The organism is Stenotrophomonas sp. 169 (assembly GCF_014621775.1).
Classification (GTDB): domain Bacteria; phylum Pseudomonadota; class Gammaproteobacteria; order Xanthomonadales; family Xanthomonadaceae; genus Stenotrophomonas.
The window spans coordinates 3,795,817-3,813,177 of the sequence record NZ_CP061204.1 but is presented as its reverse complement, the minus strand read 5'-3'; the positions used below and the strand labels follow the sequence as shown (position 1 = coordinate 3,813,177).

19 protein-coding genes are annotated in these 17,361 nt (G+C 65.4%); 8 read left to right on the top strand and 11 right to left on the bottom strand.

All coding sequences use genetic code 11. From position 1 onward, the window contains the following. Positions 1 to 150 precede the first annotated feature (150 nt). On the bottom strand, positions 151 to 639 hold the full coding sequence (locus ICJ04_RS16670) for a MarR family winged helix-turn-helix transcriptional regulator (protein WP_188325281.1): 489 nt from the start codon (positions 637 to 639) through the stop codon (positions 151 to 153). Positions 640 to 762: 123 nt separating this feature from the next. Between ICJ04_RS16670 and hppD the strand changes: the two genes are divergently transcribed. After that, positions 763 to 1,875: a 4-hydroxyphenylpyruvate dioxygenase gene (hppD, locus tag ICJ04_RS16665; protein ID WP_188325280.1), complete on the top strand. Its 1,113-nt coding sequence runs from the start codon at positions 763 to 765 to the stop codon at positions 1,873 to 1,875. Between the two features lie 59 nt (positions 1,876 to 1,934). Further along, the gene (hmgA, locus tag ICJ04_RS16660) at positions 1,935 to 3,239 is read left to right on the top strand and encodes a homogentisate 1,2-dioxygenase (protein WP_188325279.1); all 1,305 of its coding nucleotides are present in this window, start codon (positions 1,935 to 1,937) and stop codon (positions 3,237 to 3,239) included. Between the two features lie 11 nt (positions 3,240 to 3,250). Here hmgA and ICJ04_RS16655 read toward each other — a convergent pair whose 3' ends face one another. Further along, complete coding sequence (locus tag ICJ04_RS16655; RefSeq protein WP_188325278.1) at positions 3,251 to 3,781, bottom strand: hypothetical protein; 531 nt, start codon at positions 3,779 to 3,781, stop codon at positions 3,251 to 3,253. 121 nt (positions 3,782 to 3,902) lie between these two features. On the opposite strand from ICJ04_RS16655, the gene ICJ04_RS16650 reads away from it, so the two are divergent. Continuing rightward, positions 3,903 to 4,526, top strand: coding sequence for a hypothetical protein (locus ICJ04_RS16650; RefSeq protein ID WP_188325277.1), 624 nt, complete (start codon positions 3,903 to 3,905; stop codon positions 4,524 to 4,526). A gap of 86 nt (positions 4,527 to 4,612) precedes the next feature. Then, positions 4,613 to 5,569, top strand: a complete 957-nt coding sequence (locus tag ICJ04_RS16645) for a sodium:calcium antiporter (protein ID WP_188325276.1) — start codon at positions 4,613 to 4,615, stop codon at positions 5,567 to 5,569. An 8-nt stretch (positions 5,570 to 5,577) separates the two neighbouring features. Here the strand turns inward: ICJ04_RS16645 and ICJ04_RS16640 are convergent, their stop codons facing one another. The 8 genes from ICJ04_RS16640 to ICJ04_RS16605 all read right to left on the bottom strand — a co-directional run bounded on the left by ICJ04_RS16640 (position 5,578) and on the right by ICJ04_RS16605 (position 13,356). Beyond that, positions 5,578 to 6,012 (bottom strand): Na+/H+ antiporter subunit G, encoded by a 435-nt coding sequence (locus tag ICJ04_RS16640; protein WP_188325275.1) that lies wholly within the window; start codon positions 6,010 to 6,012, stop codon positions 5,578 to 5,580. Next, positions 6,009 to 6,293, bottom strand: a complete 285-nt coding sequence (locus ICJ04_RS16635) for a K+/H+ antiporter subunit F (RefSeq protein ID WP_188325274.1) — start codon at positions 6,291 to 6,293, stop codon at positions 6,009 to 6,011. The genes ICJ04_RS16640 and ICJ04_RS16635 overlap by 4 nt, the downstream gene beginning before the upstream one ends. Further along, positions 6,290 to 6,796: a Na+/H+ antiporter subunit E gene (locus ICJ04_RS16630; protein ID WP_188325273.1), complete on the bottom strand. Its 507-nt coding sequence runs from the start codon at positions 6,794 to 6,796 to the stop codon at positions 6,290 to 6,292. The genes ICJ04_RS16635 and ICJ04_RS16630 overlap by 4 nt, the downstream gene beginning before the upstream one ends. Beyond that, a complete protein-coding gene (locus ICJ04_RS16625) occupies positions 6,793 to 8,328 on the bottom strand; it encodes a monovalent cation/H+ antiporter subunit D (RefSeq protein ID WP_188325272.1) in 1,536 nt (511 codons plus the stop codon). Before ICJ04_RS16625 ends, ICJ04_RS16630 begins: the two co-directional genes overlap by 4 nt. Beyond that, entirely contained in the window at positions 8,325 to 8,702 is a 378-nt protein-coding gene (locus tag ICJ04_RS16620; RefSeq protein ID WP_042614269.1) for a Na+/H+ antiporter subunit C, read from the bottom strand. Before ICJ04_RS16620 ends, ICJ04_RS16625 begins: the two co-directional genes overlap by 4 nt. Next, positions 8,702 to 11,530, bottom strand: coding sequence for a monovalent cation/H+ antiporter subunit A (locus tag ICJ04_RS16615; RefSeq protein ID WP_188325271.1), 2,829 nt, complete (start codon positions 11,528 to 11,530; stop codon positions 8,702 to 8,704). Before ICJ04_RS16615 ends, ICJ04_RS16620 begins: the two co-directional genes overlap by 1 nt. Positions 11,531 to 11,872: 342 nt before the next feature. Further along, the gene (locus ICJ04_RS16610; protein WP_188325270.1) at positions 11,873 to 12,355 is read right to left on the bottom strand and encodes an Mpo1-like protein; all 483 of its coding nucleotides are present in this window, start codon (positions 12,353 to 12,355) and stop codon (positions 11,873 to 11,875) included. Between the two features lie 74 nt (positions 12,356 to 12,429). Next, positions 12,430 to 13,356 carry a phosphoribosylaminoimidazolesuccinocarboxamide synthase gene (locus ICJ04_RS16605; protein WP_188325269.1) on the bottom strand — a complete coding sequence of 309 codons (927 nt, stop codon included), beginning with the start codon at positions 13,354 to 13,356 and terminating at the stop codon, positions 12,430 to 12,432. Positions 13,357 to 13,497: 141 nt separating this feature from the next. On the opposite strand from ICJ04_RS16605, the gene ICJ04_RS16600 reads away from it, so the two are divergent. From ICJ04_RS16600 to yegS, 4 genes are all read left to right on the top strand, one after another. After that, a complete protein-coding gene (locus ICJ04_RS16600; protein ID WP_188325268.1) occupies positions 13,498 to 13,827 on the top strand; it encodes a DnaJ domain-containing protein in 330 nt (109 codons plus the stop codon). Positions 13,828 to 13,864: 37 nt separating this feature from the next. After that, positions 13,865 to 14,536 carry a ribulose-phosphate 3-epimerase gene (rpe, locus tag ICJ04_RS16595; RefSeq protein ID WP_057509104.1) on the top strand — a complete coding sequence of 224 codons (672 nt, stop codon included), beginning with the start codon at positions 13,865 to 13,867 and terminating at the stop codon, positions 14,534 to 14,536. A 59-nt stretch (positions 14,537 to 14,595) separates the two neighbouring features. Next, a complete protein-coding gene (locus ICJ04_RS16590) occupies positions 14,596 to 15,066 on the top strand; it encodes a GNAT family N-acetyltransferase (RefSeq protein WP_188325267.1) in 471 nt (156 codons plus the stop codon). 371 nt (positions 15,067 to 15,437) lie between these two features. After that, a complete protein-coding gene (gene yegS, locus ICJ04_RS16585; RefSeq protein ID WP_188325266.1) occupies positions 15,438 to 16,376 on the top strand; it encodes a lipid kinase YegS in 939 nt (312 codons plus the stop codon). A 41-nt stretch (positions 16,377 to 16,417) separates the two neighbouring features. Here yegS and ICJ04_RS16580 read toward each other — a convergent pair whose 3' ends face one another. Beyond that, complete coding sequence (locus ICJ04_RS16580) at positions 16,418 to 17,278, bottom strand: ankyrin repeat domain-containing protein (protein ID WP_188325265.1); 861 nt, start codon at positions 17,276 to 17,278, stop codon at positions 16,418 to 16,420. Positions 17,279 to 17,361 lie beyond the last annotated feature (83 nt).

The following is a 17,361-nucleotide window of genomic DNA, read 5'->3' as shown; positions in this document are numbered from 1 at the left end:
GGTAGAGCCGACTTCAGTCGGCTGCCTTGGCTCACCGCAGCCGGCTGAAGCCGGCTCTACCGAAGCGCGTGGGCCCACCGGTAGCGCCGAGCCGTGCTCGGCGGCGGGGTGCGTCAGCTGCGGCAGGATCGGGGTGCGCGCGTTTTCCTGCTATTCGCCCATGCGCTGCAGGCCTTCGCCGGCCAGGCGCAGGATCAGCGTTTCCAACAGCTGCTCTTCGTCTTCGCTGAGCACGGACATCAGCTTGCGGGTGGTTTCAATCACCAGCGGCGCGATGGTTTCGTACACCTCGAAGCCGGCCGCCGACAGCGCCAACACGGAGCGGCGGCGGTCGTCGCCGTGGGTTTCGCGCTTGATGAAGCCGCGCTCCAACAGACGTGCCACGGCGCGGCTCACCGCGACCTTGTCCATCGCCGTGCGCTCGGACACTTCGCTCGCCGATGAGCCCGGGTACAGGGCCAGGATGGTGATCACCCGCCATTCCGGGATCGCCAGGCCGTAACGGTCGCCGTAGAGCTTGGCGATGTTGCCGCTGACCCGGTTGGAGAGCACGCTCAGCCGGTACGGCAGGAACTGCTCCAGATCGAGCAGGACGTGCGAGGCGCGCACGCTGGTAGAGGCGGTATCGACTGGACTCATGTTGCGGTGCACCTTGCTGGTGGTTTCAGGTGTAACTATAAAGGGAATGCTGACCCCGCATTGTCGCGGGTCCCTCTGTCGACCGCACCTGGTTTGTTGCGGAAAAGTTTCGGAGCTTATGCCATGAATACCACCGTCCAGACCGCCTCGCACCCCAATCTCGGCATGCAGGTGACCACGTTCGAAAATCCGATGGGCATCGATGGCTTCGAGTTCGTCGAATTCGCCGCCCCTGCTGGCCGTGGCGAGGAGCTGCACGCCTACTTCCGCAGCATGGGCTTCACCGCCGTGCTGAAGCACAAGGCGCGTCCGATCACGGTCTATCGCCAGGGCGGGGTGAACTTCCTGGTCAACGAAGACCCGGATTCGTTCGCCGCCGATTTCGCCGACAAGCACGGCCCGTGCGCCTGCGGTTTCGCCATCCGCTTCCAGAAGCCGGGTGACGAAGTCTTCCAGACCGCATTGGGCAACGGTGCCGAAGCGATCGCGTTCAAGCCGGAGTCCAAGGCGGTGGACGCGCCGGTGATCAAGGGCATCGGCGATTGCATGCTGTATCTGGTGGACCGCTATGGCACGTCCGGCAGTATTTACGGTGACGATTACGCGCCGGTGGAAGGCGCCGATCCGGCGCCCGTTGGCTTCGGCCTGACCTTCATCGACCACCTGACCCACAACCTGTATTTCGGCAACATGCAGCAGTGGTCGGACTACTACGAGCGGCTGTTCAACTTCCGCGAGATCCGCTACTTCGACATCAAGGGCCTGAAGACCGGCCTGGTGTCCAAGGCGATGACCGCGCCCGATGGCATCGTGCGTATTCCGCTGAATGAATCGTCCGATCCGAAGAGCCAGATCAACGAATACCTCGACGCCTACAAGGGCGAGGGCATCCAGCATATCGCCTGTTTCACCGACGACATCTACGCAACCGTGGAAGCGATGCGCGAACAGGGTGTGCAGTTCCTGGATACGCCGGACACCTACTTCGACGTGATCGACCAGCGTGTCCCCGGCCACGGCGAGGACGTTGCCCGGTTGGCGAAGAACAAGATCCTGATCGATGCCGACCCGGAAACCCACCAGCGCAAGCTGCTGCAGATCTTCACCTTGAACAGCATCGGGCCGATCTTCTTCGAGATCATCCAGCGCAAGGGCAATGAAGGGTTCGGCGAAGGCAACTTCACGGCACTGTTCGAAAGCATCGAGCGCGACCAGATGCGCCGCGGCGTACTGTAAGGTCGGTTCCGGCAAGGGTACGTGCCGGCCACTGGCCGGTACACAACAGGACGCTCCAGATGACCAACACGATGCAGGCACGCGGCTACCAGACGGGATTCGGCAACGAGTTCGCCAGTGAGGCCTTGGAAGGCGCGCTGCCGGTTGGACAGAATGCGCCGCAGACCGTCGCCCACGGTCTGTACGCGGAGCAGTTGTCCGGCACGGCGTTCACTGCGCCGCGTGGCGCCAATCGGCGCAGTTGGTTGTATCGGATCCGTCCTGCCGTCACCCACGGTGAGTTCACCGCGTTCGCGCAGCCGCAGGTGCAGGGCAGCTTCCACGGACTGGCCGCTGCGCCGGGCCAGCTGCGCTGGAGCCCGCTGCCGATGCCTGAAACGCCGACCGATTTCATCGAAGGGCTGTACACGATGGGCGGCAACGGCGGGCCGGACGCACACGCGGGCGTGGCGATCCACCTGTATGCCGCCAACCGCGACATGCAGGGTCGTTACTTCTACAACGCCGACGGCGAGCTGCTGATCGTGCCGCAGCTCGGTCGCCTGCGCCTGCTGACCGAGCTGGGCGTGGTGGAGGTCGAACCGCAGCAGATCGCGGTGGTTCCTCGCGGCATCCGCTTCCGCGTGGAGCTGCCCGATGGGCAGGCGCGCGGCTATGTGTGCGAGAACTTCGGTGCGCTGCTGAAGCTGCCGGACCTGGGGCCGATCGGCTCCAATGGACTGGCCAATCCGCGTGACTTCGAGACGCCGCACGCGGCGTTCGAGGACATCGACGGTGACTTCGAACTGGTGGCGAAATTCGATGGTCAGCTGTGGCGTGCGCCGATCGATCATTCACCGTTGGATGTGGTGGCCTGGCACGGCAACTACGCGCCCTACCGCTACGACCTGCGGCGTTTCAATACCATCGGTTCGATCAGCTTCGATCATCCGGATCCCTCGATCTTCCTGGTGCTGCATTCGCCCAGCGATACGCCCGGCACCAGCAACATGGATTTCGCGATCTTCCCGCCGCGTTGGCTGGTGGCGCAGCATACGTTCCGCCCGCCGTGGTTCCATCGCAACGTCGCCAGCGAGTTCATGGGGCTGGTGCACGGCGCCTACGATGCAAAGGCAGAAGGGTTCGTACCGGGCGGTGCGTCGCTGCACAACTGCATGAGCGGCCACGGACCGGATGCGCCGACCTTCGACAAGGCCTCCGTGGCGGATCTGTCCAAGCCGGACGTGATCAAGGACACGATGGCTTTCATGTTCGAGACGCGCGGCGTGATCCGGCCGACCCAGCAGGCAGTGGCTGCGGGCCACCGGCAGGGCGACTACCAGCAGTGCTGGAACGGCCTGCGGAACCACTTCCGCACCCGCTGAAGCCGTCCCCGCTAAGCGGCCACGGCACCGAACGGGTTGCCGTGCTCGGTGGGCATGACTTCCAGCAGGCGCTCGCGCACGCGTTCGGCATAACCCACTGACGTCAGCGTGGGCAGCGCGAGCAGGGCCGACTGCATGGCCAGAACCACGTCACCATCGCTGCGGGATAGCTGCAGACCGCGGAGCAGCGTGGCGGCCTGGGGATGACGCTGCATCTCCAGGATGCCCAACAGATAGATGCGCGCAGCGGCCAGTGACCGCCGTCGCTCGGGACTGGCCGGCGGGATGCTGATCGGCACGCCCGCGTCCGCGGCGGTGGCCGGCCCTGTTGCCGACGGCGTCGCCTCCGGCGTGGTGAGCAGATAGCCCGCCTGCACCAGCTGGATCACCATCGCTGGCGTCTCTGGCCCGATCAACGCGGTCAGCGCGGCCAGGTCGCGCTGGCCATCGCAGAGGATGAGCAGGCGCCTCTGGCGCATGTCCAGCGGGGCCCGATGGGCCTGTAATGCAGTGCGGGCTTGGTCTGTCTTGCGCGGGAGCATGGCGGGCGGTCAGTGCGGTGCAGGCCGAGCCTGAACCGTCGCGGTTAAGCGCTGATGACAATGCGGCGTGTGCACATCGCCCGCGTTAGCGTCTGCCCACTACCTTCCCGGAGATACCGTCATGAAGATGCTGCCCCTCGCCGGCCTGCTGGCCCTGTCACTTTCCGCCTGCAGCAAGGCCCCGGAAACCGCGCAGGCCGGTGCGCCGTCCACTGCCGGAGCCGCGGCTTCGTCCGGCACCGACGCCAACCTGGCCAGCGACGCGGACATGGCGACAAAGTCGCCGGTCGATCTGCGCAGTGACAGCCCGGCACGCCTGGATGGCTACGGCGCCATCGCCCTTGGCGCCACGGTAGACGAAGTGCGCGGCCGTTTCGGCGCGCCACTGCAGGGTGAGGTGCCCGATGACGATTGCCATTACCTGCGTCCGGAAAAGGAATCGGCGGAAGGCCCGTGGCTGATGTTCGAGAGCAAGAAGCTGGTGCGCTACGACGTGCGCGGCCCGGGCGTCGTGGCACCGGGCGGTGGCCGGGTGGGCATGACCCTGGGTGAGCTGCAGCAGCTGTACCCCGAGCGTGCCGACGTGGGCCCGGACAAGTACGACGCGCAGGCACAGCACCTGCGCGTGCGGCCCGCACAGGAAGGGCAGGCGATCATGGACTTCACGGTGGCCGCGGATGGCAAGGTGGGCGCTTGGCGCGTGGGCAAGTCGCCACAGGTCGACTATGTGGAAGGCTGCGGCTGATCTCTCTCAAGGCGCAGCCGGCGTAGCCACCACAAGGCCTGATGCCGACGTAGAATCGCGGTCATCGCCTGCCGAAGGATCGCCCCATGATTGCCGCCGCTCTTGCGTGGTTCCTGCTCGGCCTGTTGCTGCTTGCGCTGGGTGGCGATTCCGTCGTCAAGGCGGCATCCGGGCTGGCACAGCGCTTCGGCGCGTCGCCCTTCACCGCCGGCCTGGTGCTGTTGGGGCTGGCGACGTCGGTGCCGGAGCTCGCCGTCAACGCCCGTGCGCTGACGGTGGGGCAGCCTGAGCTCGCGCTGGGCAATGCGGTCGGCAGCACGCTGGCCAACCTGGGCCTGACGCTCGCGGTGGCGGCGCTGGCGATGCCGTTGCTGCTGCGGGCACGCGCGCTGCGCAGTTCGTGGACGTGCCTGCTGCTGGGTGCGGTGCTGCTGCTGGTGTTCGGCTTGGACGGCGGGCTGCAACGCTGGGAAGGCGCGATCCTGCTGGCAGCCTTCGGGCTGGCGTTCGGCTGGCTGCTGCATGCGGGGCGGCGCGAGGCGCCGGAGGTGCAGGCGTCGATCGCCGACTCCGCTGCCTCACGCACGAACCTGTTGTTGAATGTCATCCGCCTCGCGCTTGCCGCCCTGACGCTGTACTGGGGTGCCCGGCTGGTGGTCGGCGCTGCGGCGGACTTCGGCACAGCGCTGGGCTGGACGCCGCTGCTGGTCGGCCTGCTGCCGGTGGCGATCGGCACCGCGCTGCCGGAAGTGGCGGCGGCGGTGATGGCCGCGCGCCGTGGCCAGGGCGACATGGTGCTGGGCCATGTACTGGGCTCGAGCGTGGTCAACCTGTTGCTGGTGATCGGCGCGATGGCGGTGATCCAGCCGCTCGCGCTGCCCGCTTCCTTCGTGCGTCTGGAACTGCCCGCCGTGCTGGCGTTCGCTCTGGTGCTGTATCCGATGCTGCGCGGCGACCTGCGCATGAGCCGCGTTGAGGGCGGGGTACTGCTCGCTGCCTTCGTTGCCTGGGTAGGCCTGGAACTGGCGCTGCTGGCAAGCTGACCCCGCGGTCAGCCCTCGTATTCGTCGGTCTTGCTTTCATTCGACGTATAGGTGTCGTTGGTTTCTTCCACGACCTTCTCGCGCACCGGTTCCGGTGGCGGCAACTGCTCTTCTTTCGCGCGCTCGTTACCCGGCAGGGTAGGGCGGGTTTCCATCAGCAGCGACAGCGCCGCCTTGGCCATCAGATGGGCGCTGATCGGCGTGGTGATGAACAGGAAAATGGTGATCAGCAGTTCGCGCGGCTGCGGATCCTGGCCCAGGAAGATGTGGTACGCCACCGATGACACCAGCACACAGCCCACGCCCAGCGTGCTGGCCTTGGTCGGCGCATGCAGGCGCTTGAAGAAGGTGGACAGCTTCACCAGTCCCAGCGCGCCGACCAGGATGAAGAAGCAGCCGAACAGGAGCACCACCGACAGCACGATCTGGATGGCGGTGATCATTCGACGATGTCCCGGCGCAGCACGAATTTGCTCAGCACCACCGTGCTGCCGAAGCCGAGCATGGCGAGGATCAGCGCGGCCTCGAAGTAGATGGCCGAATTGAGGTACATGCCGAACAGCATCAGCTGGGCTATGGCGGTCACTGACAGGGTGTCCAGCGCGAGGATGCGGTCGGGAACGGTGGGGCCACGCAGCAGGCGCCAGGTGGCCAGCAGCATCGCCAACCCCACCACGTGCATGCATACCACCAGGGTGTTCTGGATGACATCGAATCCGGTCATGGGAAGATCTCCATCAGCGGGGCCTCGTAACGGCGTTTGATCTCGGTGATCAGGTGCTGCTCATCGTCCAGGTTCAGCACATGCACCAGCAGGTATTTGCGGTCGTCGCTCAGTGCGGCCGACACCGTACCCGGGGTCAGCGTGATCATGCTGGTCAGTGCCGCAATGCCATGGACGTTGGCGATGTCCAGCGGAATCCAGACGAAGCCCGGGTGAATCTTGCTCTCCTTCCCCAGCACCTGGCCGGCCACCTCGATATTGGACACCAGGATGTCCCACAGGGTGACCGCCAGCAGTTTGGGCACGGGCCGCAGGGTCCCGATGCGGGCGAACTCGCGGTCAAGGCGTGCGGCGAACAAGGGTACGACCAGCCCGAGCAGCAGGCCCAGCGCAAGCAGGCCCACGCTGAAGCTGTCCGACATCAGCAGCCAGAACACGATGACCATGATCGTGAGCGGCAGCGAGGGAAAGATCCGGCGCAGCAGGGGACGTTTCTGGGTCATGGATTGCGGACCTCTGGCTGGGTGGCGCGGACCTGGTCAACATAGCCCGAGGGCTGCAGCAGGTCACTGGCGATCGCATCGGCGTGTCGCATCAGCGGCGCAGCAAAGACGGTCATGCCGACGCCGTACAGCAGCAGCAGGCACGCCGCCAGGAGTTCTATCCGGCGCGTCGGTGCCTTGCGCGGCTTGGGCGCGTCAGGCTCGGCGTGGGGGACACGCCAGAACAGCCGGATGCCACCCCGGGCCAGGCCCATGATGACCAGCAGGCTGCTGCCCAGTACCGCTGCCCAGACCGGTGCGGTCAGGTAGGGCGGCATGCCCTGCAGCAGCGCGGCCTTGGCCAGGAAGCCAGACAGCGGCGGCAGGCCTGCGATGGAAATGGCCGCGATCAGGAACAGCACGGCGGGCGTTTCCTTGCCCGGCATCGGCGCGATCACTTCCTTGCGGTCGCTGGCACCGCCGCGACGGCGGCGGATGAGATCGGCGATCAGGAACAGCGCCGCCGCGACGAACGTACTGTGCGGCAGGTAATACAGGCCGGCGGCGAGCACCTGCTGGTTGCCCACCGAGAAAGCGATGAACAGCGTGGCGGCCGACACCACCACCAGATACGAGATCAGCACGCGCAGGCGCACAGCGGCCAGTACGCCCAAGCCCCCCAGCACCAGCGTCACCACGCCGGCCCATAGCAGCCAGTCGCGGCCGTACCCGGCCATCGCACCGGCTTCGTCACCGAACCACAGGCTCTGGATGCGCAGCACGGCGTACAGGCCGACCTTGGTCATGATGGCGAACAGGGCGGCAACGGCCGCCGGCGCGCGCGCATACGATTCGGGCAGCCACAGGTACAGCGGCATCAGTGCCGCCTTCGCGCAGAACACCAGCAGCAGCAAGCCCATGGTGGCCTTCAGCAGCACCAGGTGCGAGGCGGGTACCTCGGCAATGCGCTGCGCGATCTCGGCCATGTTCAGTGAACCCAGCGTGGCGTACAGCAGGCCGAGCGCGATCAGGAACAGGGTGGACGCGGTGACGTTGAACACCACGTAATGCAGGCCGATGCGCATGCGCAGGCCACGGCCACCGCTGAGCAGCAGGCCATACGAAGCAATCAGCATCACTTCGAAGAACACGAACAGGTTGAAGATGTCGCCGGTCAGGAACGCGCCGTTCAAGCCAACCAGCTGGAACTGGAACAAGGCATGGAAGTGCGGTGCGCGGCGGTCCCAGCCGGAGCAGGCATGCATCAGGCAGCCGATGGCGAGCAGGGCGGTGGTCAGCACCATCCAGGCCGACAGCCGGTCGGCCACCAGGGCGATGCCCAATCGTGCCGGCCAGTCGCCGAGCAGGTAGACCAGGGCGACACCGTCGGCCGTGCGCGCGAACAACAGCAGCACTGCGGCGAGCAATGCGGTGAGTGATGCCCATGCCACGGCACGCTGGATGCGCGGGCCGAAGCGGCGGTGTTCCACGAACAACGACAGCGATGCGCCGAGCAGTGGGATGAGGATCGGCAGGATCACCAGATGGTTCATGCGTGGTCCTCGTCGCGGCGCGGCGGTGCATCGTCGTCCGGCTCGTGCGCATCCACATGGTCACTGTGGTTGTCGCTGCGGCTGCGGATCGCCAGCACGATCGTCACCGCCGTCATCGCAAAGGCGATCACGATGGCGGTCAGCACCAGCGCCTGCGGCAGGGGGTCGGTGTAGTTGCCCAGGTTGGCGTCCAGCCCCTCCTTCAATACCGGCGGCCTGCCGGCGACCAAGCGGCCCCCGGCGAAGATGAGCAGGTTGGTGGCATAGGACAGGAAGGTCATGCCCAGGATCACATCGAAGCTGCGCGCACGCAGCAGCAGATACACGCCGAGCATCGTCAGCACGCCGATGGCACTTGCAATGGCCAGTTCCATCAGCGCATCTCCCCGGTCAGTGCGGAACGTTTCTGCGGATCGATCTCGCCGCGGCGCGCGGTACGGGTGCGCGACGGCTTGATGGTGCCCATCATGGAAAGCATGAGCATCGCGCCCCCGAACACCACCAGGTACACGCCGGTATCAAAGCCGATGGCACTGGCCAGCGGCACGTCGCCGATGATCGGCAGGTGCAGGTCCAGGTGGCCGCTGGTCAGGAACGGCACGCCGAACAGCATCGACGCACAACCACTCACGACCGCAATAAGCAGGCCGATGCCGATGCAGCGGATGTAGTCGAAACCAAAGCGCGACTCCACCGAGGCGGTGCCCTGGATGACGTACTGGATCAGCAGTGGCACGGCCAGGATCAGGCCGGCGATGAAGCCGCCGCCGGGCGAGTTGTGGCCGCGCAGGAACATGAAGATCGACACCGTCAGCGTCAGCGGGAACATGATCTGTGCCAGGTCGGCCGGCACCGGCAGCTTGATCGGCGGGCCGGGCATGATCTGTTCCGGCGCCATCCGCGACCGCCGCAGCATGGCATGCACCACCAGGGCGGCAATGCCGAACACGGTGATCTCGCCGAAGGTATCGAAGCCGCGGAAGTCGACCAGGATCACATTGACCACGTTGCTGCCATACGCTTCAGGCAGGGCGCGGGCGAGCATCTCACCGGCCATGGTGTTCGGCGGCAGGGTCATGGCCGTGTAGGCCAGCGCGGCCAGCCCGAGGCCGGCCACCAGCGCAATGCCGGCATCGCGGTACTTGCGCAGCTTGGAGCGCTCGGTCACCGACTGCGCCGGCAGGTAGTTCATGCCCAGCAGCATCAGCACCAGGGTGACCATCTCCACCAGCAACTGGGTCAATGCCAGGTCCGGTGCGGACAGGAAGACGAAGGTCATGGCCACCATCAGGCCGACCCCGCCCACCAGCAGCACCGCCAGCAGGCGCTGCTTGTACATGCGCAGGGTGGCCATGGCGCAGGCCATCATCACCGCCCACAGCGCCCAGCCCAGCAACGGCATCGGCTGTGGCGAGGGCCAGTTCGGCCAAGCGGGCGCGGCCAGCCACGGCGCTGCACCGACGATCACCGCGACCACCACCAGGCCCAGCAGCATGCGCTGCAGGCTGCCGTTGGCGATGGCGCCGGTCAGCCGCTGGGCCAGCGCGGAGAGCAGGTCCAGTTGGTGATGGAAAGCGTCACGCCCGGGCGTGGTGTTGCGCACGGCATACAGGTTGATCAGCCTGCGCAGCCCGAAATACAGCGCGATGCCGCCGAGTACGCCGGCCGCGCTCATCGCCAGCGGCAGGTTGAAGCCATGCCAGATGGACAGGCTGTACTCGGGCATCCGGTCGCCCAGGATGGCCGCTGCACCGGCATGCAGGACCGGCGCGATGGTCAGTGCGGGCGCAATACCCACCGCCACGCAGATCACCACCAGGATTTCCACCGGCACTTTCATCCAGCGCGGTGGCTCGTGCGGCACGCGATCCAGATCGTGCGGGCCCTTGCCGAAGAACGTGTCGTGCACGAAGCGCAGGCTGTAGGCCACGCCGAGTACGCCGGCCAGCAGCGCGGCAATGGACATGGCCAGCCGCATCGGCTCCGGGCCCCCCGCATCCAAGGCTTCGGCGAACAGCATTTCCTTCGACAGGAAGCCGTTGAGCAGAGGAATGCCGGCCATTGCCAGCGAGGCGATGATCGCCAGCGCGCTGGTGAAGGGCATCAGCTTCCTCAGCCCACCCAGCTTGCGCATGTCGCGGGTGCCGGTTTCGTGGTCGATGATGCCGGCCGCCATGAACAGCGATGCTTTGAACGTGGCGTGGTTGAGGATATGGAACACACCGGCGACCACCGACATCGGCGTGGACAGCCCGAACAGCATCGTGATCAGGCCCAGGTGGGAGATCGTGGAATAGGCCAGCAGACCCTTCAGATCGTGCTGGAAAATGGCATTCCACGCGCCGATCAGCAGGGTCAGTGCGCCGATGCCACTGACCGTATAGAAGAACAGATCGGTGCCGGCCAGCGCCGGGTGCAGGCGCGCCAGCAGGAACACCCCGGCCTTCACCATGGTCGCCGAATGCAGGTAGGCGGACACCGGGGTGGGCGCGGCCATGGCCTGCGGCAGCCAGAAGTGGAACGGGAACTGCGCGCTTTTGGTGAAGATGCCGGCGAGCACGAGGAACAGCACGTACGGGTACAGCGCGCTGTCGCGGATCTGCTGACCTGCAGCCAGTACCACGTCCAGATCGAAGCTGCCGACGATGCGGCCGATCAACAGCACGCCACCCAGCAGCGCCAAGCCACCGCCGCCGGTGATGACCAACGCCATGCGCGCGCCTTCACGTGCGTCCTGACGGTGCGACCAGAAGCCGATCAGCAGGAACGAGCTGATGCTGGTCAGTTCCCAGAAGATCATCAACAGCAACAGGTTGCCGGACAGCACCATGCCCAGCATCGCGCCCATGAACAGCAGCAGATAGCAGAAGAAGCGGTGCGCGTTGTCCTGCGGGCTCAGGTAATAGTGGGCATACAGCACCACCAGGGCTCCGATGCCGAGCACCATCCCGGCGAACATCCAGGCCAGGCCGTCCAGGCGCAGGGTGAAATCCAGCCCGATCTGCGGCAGCCACTGGCCACTGCTGCGCAGCACCTCGCCATCCAGGACGGCCGGCGTCAGCGTGGCAAGCAGGGCGAGACCAGCCAACGGCGCGGCCGCGGCCAACCAGGCGGCCGTGCTGCGCGAACTTCGGGGTAATGCGGCGACCGCCACGGCCAACAGGAAGGGCAGGGCGAGCAGCAGGATAAGGCTTGGGATCATGCAGGGAATACGCGATTCACGAGCAGGTCATGCAGTCTAACAGGCTGCCATTTGCTGCCGATACCCACGAACAGGTCACCAATTGCACGGATCGTGTGCTTATTCATTTTTTTAACCTTTGCCGGTGTCGGGACAGCGGCGCTGCGGGAGCGCGCTGGACACTGTGCCGCACGTGTCGCGAATGGCGCGTGCAGCGCCGCATCCCCCGTACGGCAGGGGCTGCAAAGGGATGGTTGAAACCGTCAGTCGGCCGATCGGATACCGCTCGGGGAGCCAGCGCGGTCGCACACCGTCCACGTTCCGCGTGCTGAATACGCGTCGACCTCGTTCAGCAAGAGCGGGTCAATAGCGCCAATCGAACTTGCGGTAGACCTTGGCCAGCACCCAGGCCGGCCCGATCAGCAGGTAGGTCAGGTCGGTGAGGAAGCTCGGCTTGCGGCCCTCGGCCTTGTGGCCGATGAATTGCGCGATCCAGGCAAGCACGAACACCACGGCGGCCAATCGGGCGAGGTTGCCCAGGCCGATCCGTGCTTCCAGCAGGCGGCAGGTGCAACCGATCACGAACAGCACCGCCAGCATGCCCAGTCCCAGCGGCCGCGACAGCCGGTTGTAGAAACACCACGCGCCGAACATCGCCAGGCCGGCCCAGATGCCGTTCTGGAACCAGGTGATCAGCGGCGGCAGGCACCAGAGCAGGGCGACGACCGACCACAGGATGGCCGGCACCGCGACCACATGGATCCGCTGGTTCAGCACATTGCGGTGGTCGTCGGAATAGCTGGCGAAGTAGCGGTCCACGGGGCGGGCAAGCGAGGTGCTGGACATGGTGCCTCCGGTCGAGCCGGCCGCGGGCCGGCAACCTTTCCTGATGGGTGGGGCGGGCTGGACCCGCCACTACCTCAATCGACGCTGATGCCCGCCAGGCGCTGCAGGGCTTCGGCGTACTTGGCGCGGGTGCGCTCGATCACCTCGGCGGGGATGCTCGGGCCGGGGGCGGTCTTGCCCCAATCGAGCGTCTCCAGGTAATCGCGGACGAACTGCTTGTCATAGCTCGGCGGGCTGGTGCCCACTTCGTACTCGTCGGCCGGCCAGTAACGCGACGAATCCGGCGTCAGCATCTCGTCCATGATGTACAGGCGACCGTCTTCATCGGTGCCGAATTCGAACTTGGTGTCGGCCAGGATGATGCCGCGCTTGCGCGCGTAATCGGCGGCGAAGGCGTAGATGCGCAGGGTGGCATCGCGGACGCGCTCAGCCAGGTCGGCACCCACCGTCTTCACCATCGCGTCGAAGTCGATGTTTTCGTCATGGTCGCCGACCGCGGCCTTGGTCGAGGGAGTGAAGATCGGCTCGGGCAGCTTCTCGGCCTGGCGCAGGCCGTTGGGCAGTTCAATGCCGCTGACCTTGCCGGTGCGCTGGTAATCCTTCCAGCCGCTGCCGATCAGGTAGCCACGGGCGATGGCTTCCACCGGTACCGGCTTCAGCTTTTTGGTGACCACGGCGCGCTTGGCATACAGCGCCGCATCCACACCGTCGGGCAGCACGCTGGCCACGTCGATGTCGGTCAGGTGGTTGGGCATCAGGTGGGCGGTCTTGGCGAACCAGAAATTCGACACCTGGCAGAGCATTTCGCCCTTGCCGGGAATCGGATCGGGCAGCACCACATCGAAGGCCGACAGACGGTCGGTGGCGACCATCAGCAGGTAGTCCCCCGGGGGCGTGCCAACCGGCAGGCGCTCGCGCGGAATATCGAAAACGTCACGCACCTTGCCGCGATGGCGCAAGGGCAGGCCGGGAAGATCGGATTGCAACAACGTGGTCGGCACGGGCACTCCTGGAGGCTTCGTCGATACGGCTGCCCAGGGACCCGGAGGGCCCGCCGGCCAGCGGGCGGCCTAGTGTAAAGCCGTCCGGGGCGGCTGTGACGTAAAATGAAAGCCCAATTGGCCAAATCTCCCCGGAGCGCCATGCGCTGGTACGGAAAACTGCTGGGTTTCATCGCCGGGGCCCTGCTGTTCCGGCCCAATCCGCTGTTCGGCGCGGTACTGGGGCTGCTGATCGGGCACGCCTTCGATGCGGACTGGTTCCGTCTGAACAAGGAGAACCCGTACCGCGAACTGGGCCTGACCTCGTCGGCTACCGAGTCGGAAATCGACCTGGCCTACCGCCGGCTGATGTCGCAGTACCACCCCGACAAGCTGATCGGCGCCGCCCCGGAACTGCTCAAGCAGGCCGAGGCGAAGAGCCGCCGCGTGAATGCGGCCTACGACCGCATCAAGACCCTGCGCAAGCGCTGAGTTTTTCCCTTTCCCCTCTGTTCCGAAGGCCCCGGCCATGTCCAACTGCATCATTGCCCCGTCCATCCTGTCCGCAGACTTCGCCCGCCTTGGCGAGGAGGTCGACAACGTACTCGCCGCCGGCGCGGACTGGGTCCATTTCGATGTGATGGACAACCATTACGTACCGAACCTGACCATCGGGCCGCTGGTCTGCCAGGCGCTGCGCAAGCATGGCGTGACCGCGCCGATCGACGTACACCTGATGGTGGAGCCGGTGGACCGCATCATCCCGGACTTCGCCGAGGCCGGTGCCACCTATATCAGCTTCCATCCCGAGGCCAGCCGTCATCCGCATCGCACGATCCAACTGATCCGCTCGCTGGGCTGCAAGCCGGGCCTGGTGCTCAATCCGGGCACCCCGGTGGACATCCTGGACTGGGTGCTGGACGACCTGGACCTGGTGCTGCTGATGTCGGTCAACCCGGGCTTTGGCGGCCAAGCGTTCATCCCCTCGGCGCTGGACAAGCTGAAGGTCGTCCGCCAGAAGATCGATGCCAGCGGCAAGGACATCCGCCTGGAGATCGACGGCGGGGTAAAGGCCGACAACATCGGCGCGATCGCGGCCGCCGGCGCCGATGCGTTCGTGGCGGGCTCGGCCATCTTCAACGCACCGGATTACCAACAGGTGATCAGCGCGATGCGCGCCAACGTCGCCGCTGCCCGCTGAGAAAAAAGGGGACGGAGGGAATTAAACTCGTTTAACTCCCTCCGTCCCCTTTTCTGCCCATGAACATTCGTCCGGCCACTGTTGCTGATGCAGGTCTGATCCTGCGTTTCATCCGCGAACTGGCGGTCTATGAGAAGGCTGAGTCGTCGGTGCAGACCGACGAGGCCGGCATCGCTGCCAGTCTGTTCGGCCCCGATGCGAGCGCGCAGGCGCTGGTCTGCGAGGCAGACGGCGAAGCGATCGGCTATGCGGTGTATTTCTACAATTACTCCACGTGGCTGGGCCGCAAGGGCATCTATCTGGAAGACCTGTACATCCGCCCGCAACGGCGCGGATCGGGTGCCGGCAAGGCGCTGCTGAAGCACATCGCCCGGCTGGCCGTGGATGCCGGCTGCGGCCGCTTTGAATGGTCGGTGCTGGACTGGAACCAACCTGCGGTCGATTTCTACCTCGCCGCCGGCGCCAAGCCGCAGGACGAATGGACCGTGTACCGCCTGGAAGGCGAAGCGCTGCACGATTTCGCCCGGTAACGCCCTCGGTAGAGCCGGCGTCAGCCGGCTATGTCACGCAAGATCGCAGAGGGCAGCCGGCTGAAGCCGGCTCTACCAGAGCGCGAGCGCCCCCAGATCCCAGAGCACCCGGCAGTACCAAGGCACCCGCCAAAACCAGAGCGCGGGCCAGTGCCGGAATGCTCCCCGGAAGCAGGGCTGGCACCCAAAAAAAAAAGGCCCCGCCGCTGCCGGCGTGGCCCTGCTGAAATAATCGGAGGCTGATCCTGCCTCCATCCGTCTTCCCTGCTATGGCCTCCCATGATCCGGGCGAACGGTGACAGGCCGATGACATTCACTGCTACCAAACGCGGCACTGCTAGCCTGTGCCACCCCCCTTCCGTGAAGCCCCCATGAGCCTTTCCCGCTGGCGTTTGATCCTCAACGGAAAATCCGCCGGGGACGTCGACGTACGTGATGCGGTCAAGGTGTGGCGGGAGCGCGGTATCGATCTGGAAGTCCGCGTTACCTGGGAAGGCGGCGACGCCGAACGCTACGTGGCCGAGGCCATCGACAACGGCGTGGACGTCATCATCGCCGGTGGCGGCGACGGCACCCTGAGCGCCGTCGCGGAAACGCTGGCGCACCGCGATGAGCCCGCCGATGCGCTGCCCTCCTTGGCGCTGTTGCCGTTGGGCACGGCGAACGATTTCGCCACGGCTGCCGGGTTTCCTGAAACCCCGGCCGAGGTGCTGGCCCTGATCACCGCACAGGCGCCGCGCGCCATCGACCTGCTGCGGATCGATGCCGACGGCAAAGTCTGGTGGTGCGCCAACGTCGCCAGTGGCGGCTTCGGAACCCAGGTCACCGTGGAAACCGACGAAGGCCTGAAGAAGGTGCTGGGTGGCTTGGCTTACGTTTTGACCGGTATCTCCAAGCTGGGCCGCATCGAGCCGATCCTGGCGCGCCTGCATGGCCCTGGCTTCGAGTGGGAAGGCGGCTTCATCGCGCTCGGCATCGGCAACGGTCGCCAGGCCGGCGGTGGCCAGGCGCTGTGCCCGCAAGCACTCATCGATGACGGACAGCTGGATGTCACGGTGATCCCCGAACTGACGGGTGAAGTCGGGGCAATGTTGGGGCAACTGGTCACCGGCGGCAAAGAGGCTGCGCTGGAAAGCGTAGCCACGCGCGCGCGCCTGAACCGGGTAGAGATCCTTGCGGAAAAGCCGCTGACCCTGAATCTGGACGGTGAACCGGTGGAGGCGCGTCACTTCCGCATCGAATGTGTGCCGCGCCGCGTGCGGATGCATTTGCCCGCGGACTGTGCGTTGCTGTCGGTCAGCAAGCGCTGAGGCTGAGCGCCGCGCTGGACGCTGTTGCAGCCGTCAACGCGTCACAGCAGCGGAATATCCTCTTCCTTGGTGGGAAATCCAAAGGCCTTGCGCTTGGCCCGTATGCCATCTGGCATCGGCGGTCGAGGGATGTTGCGCGCGATCAGCCATTGCTGGCACTTTTTCTGCCAGGGAAGCAGATCGGGCGTGGTGATGCCCCAATAGATATCTTCAGCGATGAACATGCGGTCGGGCTTTCCGATCGATGACGTCAGCATCACCGTCGGGTCGGCGCCGTGTTCGAGCAGCCAATAGACGTGCTCGAAGGCGCCTCGGCCGCTGTACCAGCTGATGACCGTGTCGGAAGGCCCGATGCTCGGCGCATTGATATCCGCCCCGTTCTCCACCAGCAACTGGACGTTCTTCCATTGGTTGCCGCTGATGAATGCTTGGAACAGCAGCGTTTCGTTGTTTGAATTCCGGGTGTCTGGATCACCGCGATGCCTCAGCAGCGCGTCGAGAAATCGTGGATCGTCCATCTTTGCTGCGTAGACCATCGCATTGTTGAAGCGGATCAATTCGCCGTTCATTTTTTTGACCAGCCGGGCATCGGGATCGGCGCCGCTTTCCAGCATTGCCTCCAATCCCTGCAGGTTCTTCGCGCGCAGCGGCCAGGCAAGCAGGGGAATGCCCTCGCGGCTGGAGAACTCTTTGTCCGGATTGACGCCTTTCTGCCTTGTAAGCTGCCGAATTGCGTCCACATCCCCATTTTCACTGGCAATCGCCAGCTTGAGTGCATCGCCTTGAAAATACTGTGCAGCGCCATGGCTGGACGGGGCGGCGCAGCCACTGGTGGCAACCAGCAGCAGAAGCGCCACGTATGAGAGTGCTTTTGCCGAAGAGATGTGAAGGCTGGTCCGCATGATCTACCTGATAGAAAGCCCTTGGCGGGTGACATTAGCAGAACTTTCTGTTATTCGATGATCGCCGCGACTGAGGAAAGTCG

Coding starts and splice junctions, on each gene's coding strand:
- ICJ04_RS16625 (WP_188325272.1), bottom strand. CDS start 8,328: ATGAACCATCTGGTGATCCTGCCGATCCTCATCCCACTGCTCGGCGCA.
- ICJ04_RS16635 (WP_188325274.1), bottom strand. CDS start 6,293: ATGACCGGATTCGATGTCATCCAGAACACCCTGGTGGTATGCATGCAC.
- rpe (WP_057509104.1), top strand. CDS start 13,865: ATGTCCAACTGCATCATTGCCCCGTCCATCCTGTCCGCAGACTTCGCC.
- yegS (WP_188325266.1), top strand. CDS start 15,438: ATGAGCCTTTCCCGCTGGCGTTTGATCCTCAACGGAAAATCCGCCGGG.
- ICJ04_RS16640 (WP_188325275.1), bottom strand. CDS start 6,012: ATGATCACCGCCATCCAGATCGTGCTGTCGGTGGTGCTCCTGTTCGGC.
- ICJ04_RS16650 (WP_188325277.1), top strand. CDS start 3,903: ATGAAGATGCTGCCCCTCGCCGGCCTGCTGGCCCTGTCACTTTCCGCC.
- ICJ04_RS16615 (WP_188325271.1), bottom strand. CDS start 11,530: ATGATCCCAAGCCTTATCCTGCTGCTCGCCCTGCCCTTCCTGTTGGCC.
- ICJ04_RS16655 (WP_188325278.1), bottom strand. CDS start 3,781: ATGCTCCCGCGCAAGACAGACCAAGCCCGCACTGCATTACAGGCCCAT.
- ICJ04_RS16630 (WP_188325273.1), bottom strand. CDS start 6,796: ATGACCCAGAAACGTCCCCTGCTGCGCCGGATCTTTCCCTCGCTGCCG.
- ICJ04_RS16670 (WP_188325281.1), bottom strand. CDS start 639: ATGAGTCCAGTCGATACCGCCTCTACCAGCGTGCGCGCCTCGCACGTC.
- ICJ04_RS16590 (WP_188325267.1), top strand. CDS start 14,596: ATGAACATTCGTCCGGCCACTGTTGCTGATGCAGGTCTGATCCTGCGT.
- ICJ04_RS16600 (WP_188325268.1), top strand. CDS start 13,498: ATGCGCTGGTACGGAAAACTGCTGGGTTTCATCGCCGGGGCCCTGCTG.
- ICJ04_RS16580 (WP_188325265.1), bottom strand. CDS start 17,278: ATGCGGACCAGCCTTCACATCTCTTCGGCAAAAGCACTCTCATACGTG.
- ICJ04_RS16610 (WP_188325270.1), bottom strand. CDS start 12,355: ATGTCCAGCACCTCGCTTGCCCGCCCCGTGGACCGCTACTTCGCCAGC.
- ICJ04_RS16645 (WP_188325276.1), top strand. CDS start 4,613: ATGATTGCCGCCGCTCTTGCGTGGTTCCTGCTCGGCCTGTTGCTGCTT.
- hmgA (WP_188325279.1), top strand. CDS start 1,935: ATGACCAACACGATGCAGGCACGCGGCTACCAGACGGGATTCGGCAAC.
- hppD (WP_188325280.1), top strand. CDS start 763: ATGAATACCACCGTCCAGACCGCCTCGCACCCCAATCTCGGCATGCAG.
- ICJ04_RS16620 (WP_042614269.1), bottom strand. CDS start 8,702: ATGGAACTGGCCATTGCAAGTGCCATCGGCGTGCTGACGATGCTCGGC.